19 protein-coding genes are annotated in these 16,045 nt (G+C 27.8%); 6 read left to right on the top strand and 13 right to left on the bottom strand.

Annotated features, from left to right (window positions below; genetic code table 11):
* Window positions 1-16: 16 nt before the first annotated feature.
* The 6 genes from CLJU_RS05365 to CLJU_RS05340 all read right to left on the bottom strand — a co-directional run bounded on the left by CLJU_RS05365 (window position 17) and on the right by CLJU_RS05340 (window position 4,751).
* Entirely contained in the window at window positions 17-514 is a 498-nt protein-coding gene (locus tag CLJU_RS05365) for a ComGF family competence protein (protein WP_023163057.1), read from the bottom strand.
* Window positions 483-1,019: a type II secretion system protein gene (locus CLJU_RS05360; RefSeq protein WP_023163056.1), complete on the bottom strand. Its 537-nt coding sequence runs from the start codon at window positions 1,017-1,019 to the stop codon at window positions 483-485. Before CLJU_RS05360 ends, CLJU_RS05365 begins: the two co-directional genes overlap by 32 nt.
* Window positions 971-1,423: a type II secretion system protein gene (locus tag CLJU_RS05355; protein ID WP_013237758.1), complete on the bottom strand. Its 453-nt coding sequence runs from the start codon at window positions 1,421-1,423 to the stop codon at window positions 971-973. Before CLJU_RS05355 ends, CLJU_RS05360 begins: the two co-directional genes overlap by 49 nt.
* Window positions 1,424-1,486: 63 nt before the next feature.
* Window positions 1,487-1,879: a type II secretion system protein gene (locus CLJU_RS05350; protein ID WP_023163055.1), complete on the bottom strand. Its 393-nt coding sequence runs from the start codon at window positions 1,877-1,879 to the stop codon at window positions 1,487-1,489.
* Window positions 1,880-1,906: 27 nt separating this feature from the next.
* Entirely contained in the window at window positions 1,907-2,929 is a 1,023-nt protein-coding gene (locus tag CLJU_RS05345; RefSeq protein ID WP_013237756.1) for a type II secretion system F family protein, read from the bottom strand.
* Between the two features lie 307 nt (window positions 2,930-3,236).
* Window positions 3,237-4,751, bottom strand: a complete 1,515-nt coding sequence (locus tag CLJU_RS05340) for a GspE/PulE family protein (RefSeq protein WP_013237755.1) — start codon at window positions 4,749-4,751, stop codon at window positions 3,237-3,239.
* 238 nt (window positions 4,752-4,989) lie between these two features.
* Between CLJU_RS05340 and CLJU_RS05335 the strand changes: the two genes are divergently transcribed.
* Together CLJU_RS05335 and CLJU_RS22545 are read left to right on the top strand one after the other, a co-directional pair.
* Window positions 4,990-5,229 (top strand): ImmA/IrrE family metallo-endopeptidase, encoded by a 240-nt coding sequence (locus tag CLJU_RS05335; protein ID WP_013237754.1) that lies wholly within the window; start codon window positions 4,990-4,992, stop codon window positions 5,227-5,229.
* 32 nt (window positions 5,230-5,261) lie between these two features.
* Window positions 5,262-5,420 carry a glycine zipper domain-containing protein gene (locus CLJU_RS22545; RefSeq protein WP_013237753.1) on the top strand — a complete coding sequence of 53 codons (159 nt, stop codon included), beginning with the start codon at window positions 5,262-5,264 and terminating at the stop codon, window positions 5,418-5,420.
* 149 nt (window positions 5,421-5,569) lie between these two features.
* Here the strand turns inward: CLJU_RS22545 and CLJU_RS05330 are convergent, their stop codons facing one another.
* Window positions 5,570-6,892 (bottom strand): sensor histidine kinase, encoded by a 1,323-nt coding sequence (locus CLJU_RS05330; RefSeq protein WP_013237752.1) that lies wholly within the window; start codon window positions 6,890-6,892, stop codon window positions 5,570-5,572.
* 114 nt (window positions 6,893-7,006) lie between these two features.
* Window positions 7,007-7,150: a cyclic lactone autoinducer peptide gene (locus CLJU_RS21560; RefSeq protein ID WP_023163052.1), complete on the bottom strand. Its 144-nt coding sequence runs from the start codon at window positions 7,148-7,150 to the stop codon at window positions 7,007-7,009.
* 628 nt (window positions 7,151-7,778) lie between these two features.
* On the opposite strand from CLJU_RS21560, the gene CLJU_RS05325 reads away from it, so the two are divergent.
* The gene (locus CLJU_RS05325) at window positions 7,779-8,225 is read left to right on the top strand and encodes a hypothetical protein (protein ID WP_013237751.1); all 447 of its coding nucleotides are present in this window, start codon (window positions 7,779-7,781) and stop codon (window positions 8,223-8,225) included.
* 38 nt (window positions 8,226-8,263) lie between these two features.
* Here CLJU_RS05325 and CLJU_RS05320 read toward each other — a convergent pair whose 3' ends face one another.
* Window positions 8,264-8,674 carry a GNAT family N-acetyltransferase gene (locus CLJU_RS05320; RefSeq protein ID WP_013237750.1) on the bottom strand — a complete coding sequence of 137 codons (411 nt, stop codon included), beginning with the start codon at window positions 8,672-8,674 and terminating at the stop codon, window positions 8,264-8,266.
* Window positions 8,675-9,002: 328 nt separating this feature from the next.
* Entirely contained in the window at window positions 9,003-9,767 is a 765-nt protein-coding gene (locus tag CLJU_RS05315; RefSeq protein WP_013237749.1) for a class I SAM-dependent methyltransferase, read from the bottom strand.
* Window positions 9,768-9,877: 110 nt separating this feature from the next.
* Here CLJU_RS05315 and CLJU_RS05310 point away from each other — a divergent pair, with 110 nt between their 5' ends.
* Window positions 9,878-10,528, top strand: a complete 651-nt coding sequence (locus tag CLJU_RS05310; RefSeq protein WP_013237748.1) for a Crp/Fnr family transcriptional regulator — start codon at window positions 9,878-9,880, stop codon at window positions 10,526-10,528.
* 323 nt (window positions 10,529-10,851) lie between these two features.
* On the opposite strand, the gene CLJU_RS05305 is transcribed toward CLJU_RS05310, so the two are convergent.
* On the bottom strand, window positions 10,852-11,370 hold the full coding sequence (locus CLJU_RS05305) for a methyltransferase family protein (RefSeq protein WP_013237747.1): 519 nt from the start codon (window positions 11,368-11,370) through the stop codon (window positions 10,852-10,854).
* Between the two features lie 662 nt (window positions 11,371-12,032).
* Between CLJU_RS05305 and CLJU_RS05300 the strand changes: the two genes are divergently transcribed.
* Both CLJU_RS05300 and CLJU_RS05295 read left to right on the top strand, forming a co-directional pair.
* Window positions 12,033-12,662 (top strand): VanZ family protein, encoded by a 630-nt coding sequence (locus CLJU_RS05300; protein ID WP_013237745.1) that lies wholly within the window; start codon window positions 12,033-12,035, stop codon window positions 12,660-12,662.
* A gap of 469 nt (window positions 12,663-13,131) precedes the next feature.
* Window positions 13,132-13,731, top strand: coding sequence for a nitroreductase family protein (locus CLJU_RS05295; protein ID WP_013237743.1), 600 nt, complete (start codon window positions 13,132-13,134; stop codon window positions 13,729-13,731).
* A gap of 279 nt (window positions 13,732-14,010) precedes the next feature.
* On the opposite strand, the gene CLJU_RS05290 is transcribed toward CLJU_RS05295, so the two are convergent.
* Both CLJU_RS05290 and dapF read right to left on the bottom strand, forming a co-directional pair.
* Window positions 14,011-15,090 carry a hypothetical protein gene (locus CLJU_RS05290; RefSeq protein ID WP_013237742.1) on the bottom strand — a complete coding sequence of 360 codons (1,080 nt, stop codon included), beginning with the start codon at window positions 15,088-15,090 and terminating at the stop codon, window positions 14,011-14,013.
* Window positions 15,090-15,911, bottom strand: coding sequence for a diaminopimelate epimerase (gene dapF / locus CLJU_RS05285; RefSeq protein WP_013237741.1), 822 nt, complete (start codon window positions 15,909-15,911; stop codon window positions 15,090-15,092). The genes CLJU_RS05290 and dapF overlap by 1 nt, the downstream gene beginning before the upstream one ends.
* Window positions 15,912-16,045 lie beyond the last annotated feature (134 nt).

The following is a 16,045-nucleotide window of genomic DNA, read 5'->3' as shown; positions in this document are numbered from 1 at the left end:
ATAAAAAGCACATATATCAATATAAATCCTTTTTTAACTTTTCTTTTTCCATAGCAAAACATCTTCTATACAAATTACCTTTCTTTGTATTTATAGATATATAGAATACTTTTCCCTGCCTTTCCACATAAAAGTTCTCAACATTTTTTAACACATTATTTACAGTAGAAGAATCAGGACTACCATAAGAAATTATGATATTAGATTTTCTGTCCTTTTTTATATAATCATATTCTTTATCATCATATCTCCTTAAAATTATCATATTGTTTTTTATATCTATGTATTTTGCGGCTTTTATCTGATATTCAATTATTATAAAAGCTTCATTTACACAAAAGTTTTCCCTACTATAATTTATTTCTTCTCTGTGTAATTTCATATATTTCGATATAACAATTATTTGTGTGGTAGTTATTGCCGTTACCAAAGCTATGACCATAAGCATTTCTATAATTGTAAATCCTTTTTTTACATCTAATCTACTTTTTATAATTTCCTTTATAAAAATCACATTCCTCAACCTTTATATTTCCATACATTTTAGCATGGAGCTGCAAATTTACCCTTAGCACTTTTTCACCCGTTACCTTTAAAATTATGTAAGGTTCTTTTAAAGGTTTTTCATCTGAAAACAGAGTAGTTACATTTATGTTCTTGATATGTTGAAACTTTAAATTGCTGCAGTCTATATATGTTCTTTCTTTCATCCTTAAATTCAACAAACTATCATAGCTGCAATTATACATAATACTATTTTTCACATATTCCATAACTAAAGTACAATTATTCATCTCTTCGTTATATGTTTTTACTTTAAGTGCATCTACCTGAATAAACAGTGCAGTCATAAATAATACCGAGAAAACAGTTATGCTGCACAACACTTCAATTAATGTGAATCCTCTTTTGACCAGTATCTTTTGCCTATGAGGTAACATCTTTACCACAAAGTTTTTTAGTTTACAAATTAATACTTTATATCTACGTAAGCTGTCCCCACGCACATAGTAATGCAATGCATTTCTCCCTTCCTGTCTTTAAATTTTATACTGCAGGCATCCTCTGTAATTCCCATGTTATCTATTTTTATTCTGTTATCCTCCCTTACACGGTTTAATACAAATCCTTCTGGTAACTTTAATTTAAATATTTCACTCGATGCTACATTAAAAGTTATTTCATTGTTTTTTGTGTCAAAATAAATGTATCCTCCTTCTTCTTCCTTGTCTCTACAGTAGGTTTTAGATTTATTTATAAAATCTAAAATATTGTTATTAGTAAGATCAACATCTATCTTATTCTTAAGATTACCAAAAGTACCTAAGTTAACCAGGCTAAAGCTTAAAAGTATTGAAAATATGCTGAGTACTAAGAGAAGTTCTATAACAGTAAATCCCTTTTTTTTTATTTTATCAGCCATAAAATTATTCTCCTCATTCAACAATTTTTACAAGTACAATTAAATATTAAATTATGGATTTTCTCATTTTGGAAATACCTGCTTATCTCCATCTTTAACTTTATAGGAACTTTCCTGAGCATTTATTTCTAAAGTATAATCTTTATCATCACTTTTATAGCTTATAGTTATAAATTGATCACTGTCCCCAGCTGAAACTTGCGGGTTTTCTGCAGAAGTAAGCTTTGATAAACATTCCTGCACATCAGCTGTATCAAATTTTCCATCACTATTTCCATAGCTGGCCATAGCAGCTGTTTCTAGCTGTTTAGCCGTATTTATGGCTTTAGCAGTTTTTACCTTACTTTGATATCCAGAAAATTTAGGAACCAAAAATCCTAAAAGAACTAATATTATAGCAACTACAAGCATAAGTTCTATAAGGGTAAATCCTTTTTTCTTTTTATGTACCTTCATAATTTATAACCCAGCTTTCTTTTTAATTTATAGAGTAGAATCCATTATAGTAAAAATAGGCATAAGTGCAGATATAATAAATATTCCAACAAATAAGGAAAGAATGATTATTATCATTGGCTCTATAACTTTAGTTGATTTTTCGAAATACCTATCTAGTTCACTGCCAAACAGTTTTTCTAATTTAGCAAACATTAAATCAATCTGTCCCGTTTCCTCTCCTGTTTGAACAAGGGATATGAATAATTTATCATTTATTTTTGCCTTATTTAAGGCATCGCTCATACTTTCTCCTTGTTCTATATATTTTATTGAGTTTTCTAATCTTTCAGCCATAATTTCACTTCCAATTAAATTCCTAATTATTTTTAAAGCCTTCAATATGTTAACTCCTGATTCACTAAGTACAGTCATAGCTGAACATATTTTAAAAATAAACATTTTATTATACACCTTGTTAAAATAAGGTAATTTAAGCTTTATACTCTCTCTAATTTTTCTTCCCCTACCGCTTTTACTAAATTTATAGCTCAATAATAGAATTAAACTTATAATTACAGTCCCTTGCAAATAGTACAACTCTAAAAATTGACATATGTACATTACCACTCTGGTCAAAGTTGGTATCTCACCTCCATTTGACTGTATAATATCTGTAAATTGTGGTATTATTTTAATCATCAAAAACATTACAATGAATATAGAAGTTATAAAAGTTACTACTGGATATATAAGGGAAGCTTTTATGGTGGAAATTATATTGTTTTTCTTTTCATAATATTCAGATAATTTTATCAGTACTTCATCTAGTTTTCCACTAGTCTCGCCCACTCTTATCATTTCAATCATAAAATTAGGAAATATATTTTTAAACTTTGCCATACTACTATGTATACTTTGCCCTTTAATTACATCTTCTTTTATAGATTTTAATGCTAATCTTAAGGAACTTTTATTGCACTGAGTTTCCAAATTATCAAGTACTCTTGATATGTTTATTCCAGCCCCAAGCATAACACTTAATTGACTGCATAATACGCTTATATCCATTGGCCCTGGATTTTTTAAAAAAATTTTCTTATAACTTTGTAAAGAAATAGTTTGATATATAAAATATTCCTTTTTCCTTAAAGTATATTTTAACCTTGTAAATGCGGAATCTTCACATTTACCTTTAATTTTTTTACCTTTTGTATCAATTGCCCAGTATTTTATTATATTCCATCACCTAACCTTAATATCGCAATCAAATAAACAGAGTTCTTGATATCAGATGGAGTTTAACTCCATCTGATACTTAGAAATCGTTATCCAGGGACATAGCCGCTCTTTATTCCCACTTGAAAAAGTGGGAATATTAGTGCGGGTAGTCATCGGATAAGTTTAGCCTTAGTAGTTCTTCATAAGTTGTAATTCCTGATTTAATAAGCTCTATACATTTTTGTCTCAAAGAAATAGTATTTGATTTTTTTATACCATCCTTAAAATTAATTTTATCATTTTTTCTATACTGTCTTCTAATATCTTTCTTGCTAACTATCTGGTATACTACTGTTCTTCCTTTATATCCTGTATGACTGCATTTGGAACACCCTTTTCCTCTATACAAATAACAATTAGAAGATAAATTTAGTTCTTTAATCTCTTGAAGTGAAGGTACATATCTGCTTTTACAATGGGTACATATTTTTCTAACCAGTCTCTGGCATATTACACCTACCAAAGCGTCTTCTATAAAATATTCTGGCACTCCCATATCTTGAAGCCTTATGACAGATTCAAGAGGATTATTAGTATGCAGCGTACTTAAAACCAAGTGTCCCGTTACTGCTGCCCTTATTGCTATATGAGCTGTTTCTTCATCTCTTATTTCACCTACCATTATTACATCTGGATCTTGCCTTAGTATACTTCTCAATCCTTCTGCAAAATTAAACCCTATCTTGGTATTTACATTTACTTGATTTATACCTTCTAATGTATATTCCACAGGATCTTCTATACTCACTATATTTTTTTCACACCTATTTATATTATTTAATAGGGAATATAATGTGGTGGATTTCCCGGAACCGGTTGGCCCGACAGCTAGAAGAAGTCCGTGATCGCAACATAGCATTCTTTCTATTTTATCTTCACTTTCTTTTGAAAATCCAAGTGCAGTCATGTCTTTTATGTTTTCATCTCTATATAAAATTCTTAAAACTACTTTTTCGCCATATATAGTAGGAAGCGTAGATACCCTTAAATCATAGTTTAGATTTTGTTTAACATACTTTATCTTTCCATCTTGGGGTATCCTCTTTTCTGCTATATCAAGCTCTGCCATTATCTTTATTCTAGTACACAGAAGAGGATAGATAGACTTTGGTATTTTAATATACTCCCTCATAATTCCATCCACTCTCATTCTTATGGTAACACCATTTTCAAATGGTTCTATATGCAAATCACTGGCTCTTTCATCTATGGCCTTGTCAATTATGTAATTAGCTGCCTTTATAACTGGAGAACCTTGAAATTTATATTTATCTTTAAGTGGATTAGCAATTAATTCTGGAATACTCTCTTTTAACTTTATGTCTTTCAATGCATGATCTAAATTTTGTTTGCAGTAGTACTTATTTATTAGCTTAAATATAACTTCCCTACTAGTCCTAAAAAATTTAAGTTCTTTTCCCAATATAAATTTTAGTTCCTCAATTAAATTAAAACTTGGTACTTTATCTACGGCTATAAATAATTTATTTTCTTCCATCTTTAAAGCTATTAAACAATTATCCCTAGCTATTTCTTCAGGTATTTTTTTTATCACATCTATTTCTATAGAAATATCTTCTATATTTATATTCTTTAATTCTACAGGAAACACTTTACTTTCCCCTTTTCATTATTATTTACATATCTAAATTATAGCCACCTTTTTTATCTTTAAACAATGATGATAAAATATAATTAAGACAACTTTTGCACATATGAAATTTTAACTTAATATGAAAATATTGTGAAACAATTTAGTTGACATTGGTAGGAAAAAGGGAAAATACTAAGGGATTTTACATTAGTCTAATAATAAACTTTAACTTGAACGAGTTGAAAAAGTTATTGTATTGGCGCATGAATTAGGACATGCTTTACTCCTCTACCATAGATCCACTTGCTTTATAAGAGAATATACGTTATTCCCCAGGGGGAGAATTGAAAATGAAGCAAACAAGTTTGCAGCTGAACTTTTAATTGACGAAAAAAACATTGACAAATATTCTTTAGAAAATATGTGTAAAGGCCAAATTGCATCATATTTTGGAGTTAATAAGAAATTATTAGTTAAATATAAATTTAATAAATAAGGCAATTTATTTATTGAGAAAGGAATTTATTTATGGAACAGAATAAAAAGGCAAATAAAAAAAGCTATGATTATTTAGCTATTGGAATAAGTTTGGGTATTTCATTTGGAGTATCATTCAATAATCTTGCTTTAGGAATATCAATTGGCGCTGCTTTAGGAATAGCTTTGAGTAACAATAAAACAAAATAGTACATAAGTTTTAGGTACTAACCTACACCCTCGAATATATAAAAACAGAGCTATATTGGGTTACAGCTCTGTTTTTAGTTTTAGATTAGAAAATTGTGGGCCTACTTCAAAAACTTTTTACTTTAGAGCCTATAAATTCATTCTCTTATCTATCCTTCTATCTTAAATTTCACTAAAAATTTAGTAATTTCAGGACTGCTTTCCACGTATATTCTTCCATTGTTTTCTTCAACTAATTGTTTAATAATATACAATCCAAAACCGTGGCCACTCTTCTTAGTTGTTTTTGTGGAAAATCCTCTATCAAAAATCTTTTTTATCATGTCTTCTGGAATGACATCCCCATTATCAGCTACTTCAATACAAAAATCTTCATGCTCTCTAAAAGTGCTGACAGCTATCTCCTTATCATCAGTATATAACTTAGATTGAAACGCTTCAAATGCATTATCTACCAGGTTGCTTATTATACTTATCAATTCATCCTGTCTGACTTTTATCAAATCAAACGGTTCATCAATCATTACTTCAAAATTTATGTTATTTTTCACAGCATAGTTGTTTTTGATAGATAATAATCCATCTATGTAATCATTTCCTGTATCTAAATACTTAAAGGAAGACTGCATGGTATCTGAAATTTTCAACACATAATTATTTATTCTTTCAACAGTGTTAGGCTTGTTTAATAAACATAATCCCTGTATAACATTTATGTGGTTGGCAAAATCGTGCTTTTCCTGCCTTATTATACTAATTATTTCTTCCATATTTTTAATTTGGCTTTCTTGAACTTTATACTTAGTATTTATATTTACAAGTGTTTGTTTTTCCTTTAAGTTTTTAAATTTTAAAATTAGAAATATGAAATACACAGTAAAAATTAAAATATTATACATTTGTATATTTTTTATATCAAGTAGGCTAAAATTAACGCAAAATACTAAGATAGTAACCACTACTGATTCAATTATTAAACTAGCAAAAACAGCCCCTTCTTTTTCAAATAATTTAAGTTTAACAAAATAATAATTAAATTTAAAAATCATAGCTACAATAAAAATTTGTAATGCTTTAGAAATTAATGTAGCAGCCCATGCACCTATAGAATTTAAAAAAACTTGATTCAAATCCAGATCAAATATAAACATTTCAATGATTTGAACAAAAAATTCTGTACTAAAAATTATTGTAAAAAATAAAGAAACTATAACTATAGAATCAAAAATCTTTATTTTCATAATCCAAGCAATTAATAAAACATCGTACACTAGAAGGAACAATGTGTGGTCAACTAGTACCATATGTAATGTACACCAATAAGTTCCAAAAATATACAATACACAAAATAATCCTGTTCTAATTTTATTCTGTATTATAAATTTTTTCTTATCATACAGTGCTTCAAAAATACCTAAAAGAAGTAATGCTTCTATAGTATCCATAATTATTTCTCTTATAACAGCAACCACAATATTCCCCCTTTGATTCTAAAGTTTTTTATAAATACTATAGATAAAAACCAATAATTTTGTATTTTTCATTATTAAAATCTTTAACCTAAGTATTTGTAAAAGACTAAGTAATTATTTCAAAAGTTCATCAGGACATTTTGGCTGATGGTAACAACCTGCTGATGCTGGGACTATAACTAAAGCTTCTAGAAATAAAGACAAACAACCTACCACTTTCATACTTTTCTTTAAAACACTCTCTTTTAAATTTTTCATTTTTCATATACCTCCTATAATGTTTTAATTTATAAATTCTACAATAAATTAGATTTTCCTGCTATATATTACAAAAAAAATAGAAATAAGAAAATTAATTTTGTAAATATTTGGTATACGAATTCCATAATAAAATAAATCTCAGGACAAAATTTTTATACATGAAATTAAACATATATTGACAATAAGTTATGTGCATAAGATAGGCATGAACGTACATAGAGCAATCTGCTAATACTGTGGCAAATAAGTTGTATAATGGTCAGAATATCATAAAAGGAGCTATATTTAAGCTATAGCCCCTTTTCTTATTTTTCATTTCTATTTTAATAAATCATTAATATTCTTCATATTCATGTATTATGGGTACTCTTATATATTTATATTGTAGATATATGGTAATAAGTTGAAATTGCTAATTGTATCTCATAATATGGGTTTTTATTCAATATGTTCTATAAATTTACCTAATTTACATACGATATATAAATTGTAAAATAAAATTAAAACTTGGAATTGAAGTTTTGTGTGAAGGGGATTTATGTGGAGGCCCAAATGATTGTAGGATAGACAGCTATAATAAACTTTCCGACAAGATTACCATTAATGTAGAATAGGAGAATTATACATGAAAATCAATTCAAAAAATATCTATACTAAAAATTCTAATTATATTTCTAATACAAACACAACTAATAACATATCAACTTTTAAATCAAGCATGGATGAGGCTAAAAACAAATTATCTGGTTCAGATATACTAAGAAATGCCCCTGACAGTGTAGTTAAATCTTGGGACAATGTTGTAAATAGCCTTTCTAAAGAAGACAGACTTGATGCAGGAATAGCTATGTTTAAACTTAACGAACTTAATATGGCTAATCCTAATTTCAATTCAAAAAGCGCAAACTCTTTTAGCTATGGTAACTTTAATAACTTATTAAACTCGTTAGTAAATGACATGCAAAGACAATCTAATCTACTTTGCATAGATGAAAATACTAGAATTGCTAATAGTAAAGAGCTTTATATTTTGAATAAATTTAAACAGGAACTAGCTAAGTATAATTTATAAAGAAAAAGTTGTGAATATTCCGTCACAACGGTATTTAATTAAGGTCTATTAAACATAAATTTATAAAAACCTTCTTCTTTAAATCCACATTTCAAATATAATCTTTCAGCATATTTTGTCCAAAGAACTTTACTTGTATCTTTTATACTTGGATAGTTGTTTATAAATTCAATTAGTTTTTTTCCTAAGCCATTACCCCTATATTTTTCATCAATAATTACATCTAATATTAGACTGTAGACAGCATAATCACTTATAACTCTTGCAAATCCAATTTGTATATCATTGTGATAAATTGCAAAACAAAGTGAAGTTTCAATTGTTTTAGCAATGATTTCAGCAGGTCGATTTTTAGCCCAATGAGATTGCCTTAACAGGCTGCAAACCTCACCTAATTTAATCCGAGTAGCATCGTCTGTAAATATGTATTCACCTTCAATTATTTCCATTATAAAAACTCCTCTAAAGCGTGATTAAAATAGTTTTATTGCTCATTTTACCTTGTGATTGTAACTCAATAAATTACAACTGTGAATTTCTCTTTAATCCATTGTCTTTATATAAATAACAGGATTGACTACAAATTTACATCTAAAATATATTATATCATAGGGCTTGGACATGCAGTATATGTATAGAATGGATTTGTGGTAGATGAGTTATATAATGGTCAAGGATCATAAATGGAGCTATGTTGGTTATAGCTCCATTTATGATCTATATTTATTTCGTATAATAAGAACATTCCGAACTAAAAAATATAATTACCTATTATGTTCATTTGGTACGATTGTTTTTATTTTTAACTGCAATAATTTGAATACGCCTGTAATCCGCTACCCATTGGTTGTTTTTCCATATGCTATTTTTGCAAAGTTTTTCTGTTTCAAGTAATATTTGCTCCTTTTGTTCGTCTGAAAATTCTAGTAAATCACTTGTAAAGAATTGACAAATCCAGTTACGTAGTCCTTTTTCCTCATCAGCAAGTGGTGTTGGTCTATCATATTCAATGATATGTTTTACTTCAAAACCAGCTTGATCTAATAATAACTTATATTCTTCCTTTGAAGGAAAAAAGAATGGTGAACAATAAGAATATCCCTTTTGTTCTATTACCTTTTCAAAAGCAGTTTGTATTTGACTTATATTATTTTGTGCTCCAAATTCACAAATCAACGTCCCATTATCTTTTAAACAAGTATAAACAGAATGCAACAATTTTTCTTGATTTGATATCCAATGAAAAACCGCATTAGAAAAAACAGTATCAAACTCATTTTTAAAAGGCAAACTTGTTGCATCCTCCACTTGAAAGATTAAGTTAGGATAATTAGATTTTGCCTTACCAATCATATTTTTTGATAAATCTATTCCAATAACAGTTGCACCGTTTTTTGCCAGCTCATTTGTTAATACCCCTGTACCACATCCTAAATCCAAAATTTTTTGCTCTTTTCCCACATTCACAAAATTAATCATAGGCTTACCATATTCTGCTACAAAAGAATGTTTATTATCATATAGATTACTATTCCATTTCATTTTTTTGCTACCTCCATAAATTGTTTTATTATATTATCACATAAAACTTTTATGAATAATGTAAACTATGATACAATCAAAAAATAATTACTAAATGGAGGTGTTTTTTCTTGAATACATGGGATTTGTTTTTAGTCCATAAAATAGGTATTCCTACTAGATTGTTTGAAACTTTTAAGACAAAACCTGCACAGATGCTTAAAGATAATCAAATAATTTATCGTCAAGGAGAAATTGCTAAAAATTTTTATTACCTAAAAGAAGGAAGAGTTCAAGCTTTTGTAAATTCCACAGATGGCTTAGAAAAAATTTTAGCAATTTATAAAAAGGGAGAAATTTTTGGAGAAGCTTCTTTTTTTGATGGCTTTCCAAGAATGTCATCGGCAAAAACTTTTTCAGATTCAGAAATCATCAATATTAATAAATCTGACATTATGTTATATTTTCAAAAAGAGCCACTTCTTGCTTTGAATTTTATAGAGCTTCTATCGAAAAAGGTAAGAATGTTATCAAATGAAATTGACAATATTTCATTTTTACCAGCAGAGAAAAGAATTGCCCAATATCTACTAAATGTGAGTCTATCTACTAATTGTTCTATTGATCGTACCCATGAGGATATTGGAAAGGCTGTAGGTGTAAGTAGAGTTACGGTAAGCAGAACTTTAAACAAATTCTCTCAATATCAATGGATTAATACTAAATATAAAAAAATTCTCGTATTAAATAAAAATGCTCTTTTGAAGTTTTTAGAAACATAATCCATTAATTATAAAGAAAAATAGAGATTCTATAAATGGTCTCATATTATACGATTATGACGCATAAATTTACAACTGTGAATTTCTATTTAATCCATTGTCTTTATATAAATATCATCATGAAATACAAATTTACATCTAAAATACATTATATCATAGGGTTAGATATGCAGTATATGTATAAGAATAGAATTGTGGTAGATGAGTTATATAATGTTCAGGGATCATAAATGGAGCCATGTTGGTTATGGCCCCATTTTATATATTTTTTTATATAATAAAAAAATGTGAATTATGGGTGAAATAAAATTTTATTATACCTATCAAATATAACGTCTTACTCTATTCATATATTTTAAATATTCTTCTCCAAATTCCTTAATACACCATCTTTCTTCTGAAAGAATAATCCAATGCGCTGATATTTGAAAACATATTAATAGCACAAGCAATATCCTTGATTGAGTTAGAAATACACATCCTAAGAAAGAAAGAAAATATGCAATGTACATAGGATTTCGGGATACTCGATATAACCCATTTAAATTTATTCCACTCATTTTAGGATTAGCATAATTTATTATAGATACCACATATAAAATAATCCCCAAACTATAGATTATTAGACCTATATAAAACCACTCAGAGTCTTCCCTGATTTTAAGTAATAACAAATATAGTAAAATAAAGGTAGTTGAAATTTGATAAACCCAATATGCTACTTTTTCTCTTCCGATTACTGGAGCAAATAAACCCGCACGTTTAAGTGCTTCTTTGTTTACTATACTTAAAAGTCCATACCTAATAAGTATAATTGGTATTACTGTCAAAACTGCGTTCATTTTATCCCACCTTCTATATCCTTAATTTATAACTACTTTCTACCATTACATGTGGTCATCCGATAATACTTATATCAATTTAACCTTTTTATGTTTAATAATTGTGACGTAATAATTTACAACTGTGAACTAAATAATAAGTAAATTATATCATTATCTATACAATTACTCATTTTTTGTCTTAGTGTGGGTTTTGTCGGAAATGTTGGTGATATCCCATATACTATAGATATTATGAAAATATTTTTATTAACATTTAAATATCAACTAATAATATATGGTAAAAATCATCAAAATAATGAGATATGTAAAAGTAAATTAATATAATATATAGTCAATACTAATTTGAAAATTGCTTAAAAATTTTTCCCATAGTATGCTTGTAATATACTATATATTGTATTTTAAAATATTTCCTTTTTTAAAACAATTAGATATTGTTTACAACTTTCTTAGAGAATATCTAAATTTTATACGATTTTACAAATTATATTTTTAATATTGGTTATTATATAAAATATTAAAAATAAATAAGTCTATAGTAGTGATGTAACAATCCTACAAAGAATAATAAGAAAAATGCAAAAATAATAGCTAAATTGATATATCAACGACAATATCTCACATGCATGTTTGATGTGTATAAGGAAAGGCGAGCTATAATGAGTGATATACGTAATTGGGTTTTGATTGGATATGAAATGCTTTCTGTTTTAATTCCGTTTTTTATCACATATGTGATTCTACATGTAGTATTTAGAAAAGATAAAATGAGAAATAAAAAAAGATTTTTAATTTGGAATTTTATTTTTGCACTTTATATTTTTGGAGTTCTACATTTTACGGGTGCTGGAACATTATATAATATTAAAATGTATGGATTCAAAATAAACCCAAATGAGATTAATTTGATACCCTTTTCTGGAAATATAGATATAATAGAGTATGTTTTAAATATCATATTGTTTATTCCTCTTGGATTTTTAATTCCACTAATTTGGACAAGTTGGAACAAATGGAAGTCCATAATTATTGGAAGTTCTTTTTCTATATTAATAGAATTAAGTCAGCTTTTCAATACTCGATGTACAGATATTGATGATTTCATACTGAATACTTTGGGAGCAATAGTAGGTTATTGTTTATATAAGATGCTTAATAGAGTGAAAAAGAAAGATATAAAGACAAGTTATTTGGAAATAGAACCTTTTATATTTATTTGTGCTATGTTTTTAGGACGTTTCTTTATATTTAATGAATTTGGTTTGGCTAAAATTGTTTATAAATTTTAATCAATGTTAAAATGAACGTTTATATGTATAAAAATAGATCACATGCTGGAATTAACATCCTGATGTGGCCTTAGTTAGTAAACAATATAAGAAACTACGTATCAATTTTTATTTTCTTTTTCATCCTCTTTATTGCTTATATAACCTAAAATTATCATTAAAATGCCGCCTAAAGTTCCTATTACAAGTGGAGCTATATCTGAATCCATAAGAAGTAACCTCCTTTTTAGTTTCTTATACAATAAATTACAACTGTGAATTTCTCTTTAATCCATTGTCTTTATATAAATAACATCATGAACTACAAATTTACATCTAAAGTATATTATATCATAGAGATAGCTATACAGTATACATATATAGAGAAATCTGCTGATGTTGCAGCAGCTAATATTAAATAAGAATATACTGACTTCTATTTACAAATAATAAAAAAGAAAAATTTCATATAAGTTGGAGGAATGATTAAATGTCAAAAGATTTTTTAACTGCTGTTGCAGACAGACGTACATTCTATGGAATTGGCAAGGAAGCTGTAGTTTCAGATGATAGAATTAAAGAAATCATAGACCATACTGTTAAACATACCCCATCCGCATTTAACTCGCAAAGTGCAAGGGTAGTTTTATTATTAGGAAATCATCATGATAAATTATGGAACATTACAAAAGAAGCATTGAGAAAGGTTGTATCAGCCGATCAATTTAGTGATACTGAAAATAAAATAAATTCATTTAAAAGTGGATATGGTACAGTTTTATTCTTTGAAGATACTAGTGTAATAGAGTCTCTTCAGCAACAATTTGCTCGCTATAAAGATAACTTCCCAATTTGGTCTCAACAAGCAAGTGGAATGCACCAATTTGTTATTTGGACTGCATTAGAAGTCGAAGGATTTGGAGTATCACTACAACACTATAACGAACTTATTGAAGATGATGTAGAAAAAGAATGGAGTATACCAAGCAATTGGAAGTTAATTGCGCAAATGCCATTCGGAAAGCCAACGGCACAACCAGATGAAAAACAGTTTCAACCATTAGAAGACCGTGTTAAGGTATTTAAATAGACTGTACTTTAATAAGTTATAAACTCTTAATATTATTTCAATAAAAGCCCATACAGTCATTACATGAGCTTTTATTGAAATTAAATTTCAGTACTCCCATATTCCTCTTCTTATTATTTATGCAATGACACTGCACAATAATTTACAGCCTAGATAGTCCAAGAAAATGTCCACACCCCGACTCAAAAAAATCCACATTAACTATTAATTCTTCATTCTTAACTATTAATTAAAAAAGATACTATAAAAACTACTTTAACTGTAATTTTCATAGTACCCTTACATTTCATTATTTTTATAAATTTTATACTTGCCAGCATGCTCAGATATAACATTTATAGATTTTTCATCTGCATTATACATAAATACATCCAAATTATCCTGCTGACCTGAATTTCCTATACCTGTAAAATATACATTACCACTTTCATCTTCAGCTATTCCTGAAGAAATACCAAGAGTTTGTGGAAAGTCATAGGTAATCCTGTTTACTGTACCACTTTCCTCTTTAAACTCATAAAGTGCAGTGTTATTGTCCTTTTGATTTCCAATAAAAAATACACTTTTTCTGTTTTTATCTGATACTGAACTATATATTTCCGTAAATCCATCACTTAAAAGTGTAAACTGTTTACTTTCATTATTATAAAAATATAAATATAACTCATTGTAACTTCTCGATAAAAATAATATATCATTTCCTAAAGGAATAAAATATATACAGTACCCTTTAATGTCATTTAAATATATTTGTTCTCTGTCTGTATTAAAATCATATATATATACTCTATTAGAATTTGCTTTTCCTTCTATGCTTCCATAATAAATTATTCTATGATCGTCTAGCCACTCATATAAATCTCCAGAAACTAGAACCTTCGATTTAATATCTAAATACTTTTTATTTTTTATATCGTATACTTTCATTCCCTCAGCACTATATACCGAGCTGTTTTTAAAAGTCCTAAAGGCAATCTTATCTCCTGTAGAATCCATTTTAATATCTCGTGCATTATAAAAATCTTTAACTTCATCTACAGAATCCTTAGTAATTATATCTATTTTATTTTTATTAGAATCTTTTTCCTTATTTAAATAAATAAAAGTGGTTTTCTTTGTGTCATATAGCATTTCCTCTATATTATTTATATTGTTATTCGTTAAGTTTTGAGATAACTTATAATTATCCACATTAAATATCTTCGTATCAGTTTCTTTAGCTTCAACCGCTATAACATTAGAATAATGAATATTTGCTCCACTTTTACCTTTGTTTACATCTCTAGGTGTACAACTACTTAATATGAGAAATGTAAAAGACATGAAAACAAAAAAAATTATCATTCTAAAGTTTTTCATTAAATATCATATTCCCCTTTAAACGAAACCTCTGCAGGACCTGTCATAAAAACTTTATTGTCTTTCACTTCTATAAAAAGAATTCCTCCTGGAACGTGAGCTTTAACTTTTCCCTCTGTAAAGCCAAGCTTATTTGAAGCTACAGCACAGGCACAAGTTCCCGTACCACAGGCTAAAGTTGGACCTGCTCCTCTTTCCCAAGTTTTTATTTTAATTTCGTCCTTATTTAAAACTTCACAAAAGTTTACATTAGTTCCTTCGGGGAAAATAGAATATTTTTCAATAGCCTTTCCTTCTTTCACATCATACTTTTCAAGATCACCAAATATAACTGTATGAGGTACTCCCATAAACATTGAAGTAATACTATAAGTTTTTTCATTAATTTTTAATTCCTTTTTTACAACTTCATCACAGGAGTTTACCGGAATTTTCTTTGGATCAAAAGAAGGTGTTCCCATATCAATAGTGACTTCCTTCACTTTACCATTTTCTATATTCAAAAATGCTTCCTTTATACCATCCCCCGTTTCTATCTTTATAGGAGACTCTTTTACTAAATTTTCTTCCCATACATATTTTGCAAAACATCTTATTCCATTTCCACACATAGATGCATAAGAACCATCTGAGTTTATTATTATCATTTTGATCTGTGCAATTTCACTCTGGCGAACTATCAATATCCCATCTCCGCCTATTCCAAAATGTCTATTACAAAGCTTTAATCCAAGTTCTTTTTCTTTTCCTAAAAATCTATTATCTCTGTCATCTATTACTACGAAATCATTTCCAGTACCTTGCATTTTAATAAATTTCATATTAAATTTTTCACCCTTCCATAAAGATGCTGTATATTTCAAATTAAGTTTACTACTGTAATAATCTTTTATCAATAAAATTTTTACAACTTTATTTTAAAAATTCTAGATGATATAATTTATTAAATACATAA

The sequence above is a fragment of the Clostridium ljungdahlii DSM 13528 genome (genome assembly GCF_000143685.1).
Classification (GTDB): Bacteria; Bacillota; Clostridia; order Clostridiales; family Clostridiaceae; genus Clostridium_B; species Clostridium_B ljungdahlii.
This window is presented reverse-complemented; position numbering and strand designations above follow the sequence as displayed.

Coding starts and splice junctions, on each gene's coding strand:
- dapF (WP_013237741.1), bottom strand. CDS start 15,911: ATGAAATTTATTAAAATGCAAGGTACTGGAAATGATTTCGTAGTAATA.
- CLJU_RS05305 (WP_013237747.1), bottom strand. CDS start 11,370: ATGAACGCAGTTTTGACAGTAATACCAATTATACTTATTAGGTATGGA.
- CLJU_RS05315 (WP_013237749.1), bottom strand. CDS start 9,767: ATGAAATGGAATAGTAATCTATATGATAATAAACATTCTTTTGTAGCA.
- CLJU_RS05300 (WP_013237745.1), top strand. CDS start 12,033: ATGAGTGATATACGTAATTGGGTTTTGATTGGATATGAAATGCTTTCT.
- CLJU_RS21560 (WP_023163052.1), bottom strand. CDS start 7,150: ATGAAAAATTTAAAAGAGAGTGTTTTAAAGAAAAGTATGAAAGTGGTA.
- CLJU_RS05320 (WP_013237750.1), bottom strand. CDS start 8,674: ATGGAAATAATTGAAGGTGAATACATATTTACAGACGATGCTACTCGG.
- CLJU_RS05355 (WP_013237758.1), bottom strand. CDS start 1,423: ATGGCTGATAAAATAAAAAAAAAGGGATTTACTGTTATAGAACTTCTC.
- CLJU_RS05350 (WP_023163055.1), bottom strand. CDS start 1,879: ATGAAGGTACATAAAAAGAAAAAAGGATTTACCCTTATAGAACTTATG.
- CLJU_RS22545 (WP_013237753.1), top strand. CDS start 5,262: ATGGAACAGAATAAAAAGGCAAATAAAAAAAGCTATGATTATTTAGCT.
- CLJU_RS05290 (WP_013237742.1), bottom strand. CDS start 15,090: ATGAAAAACTTTAGAATGATAATTTTTTTTGTTTTCATGTCTTTTACA.
- CLJU_RS05345 (WP_013237756.1), bottom strand. CDS start 2,929: ATGGATATAAGCGTATTATGCAGTCAATTAAGTGTTATGCTTGGGGCT.
- CLJU_RS05295 (WP_013237743.1), top strand. CDS start 13,132: ATGTCAAAAGATTTTTTAACTGCTGTTGCAGACAGACGTACATTCTAT.
- CLJU_RS05325 (WP_013237751.1), top strand. CDS start 7,779: ATGAAAATCAATTCAAAAAATATCTATACTAAAAATTCTAATTATATT.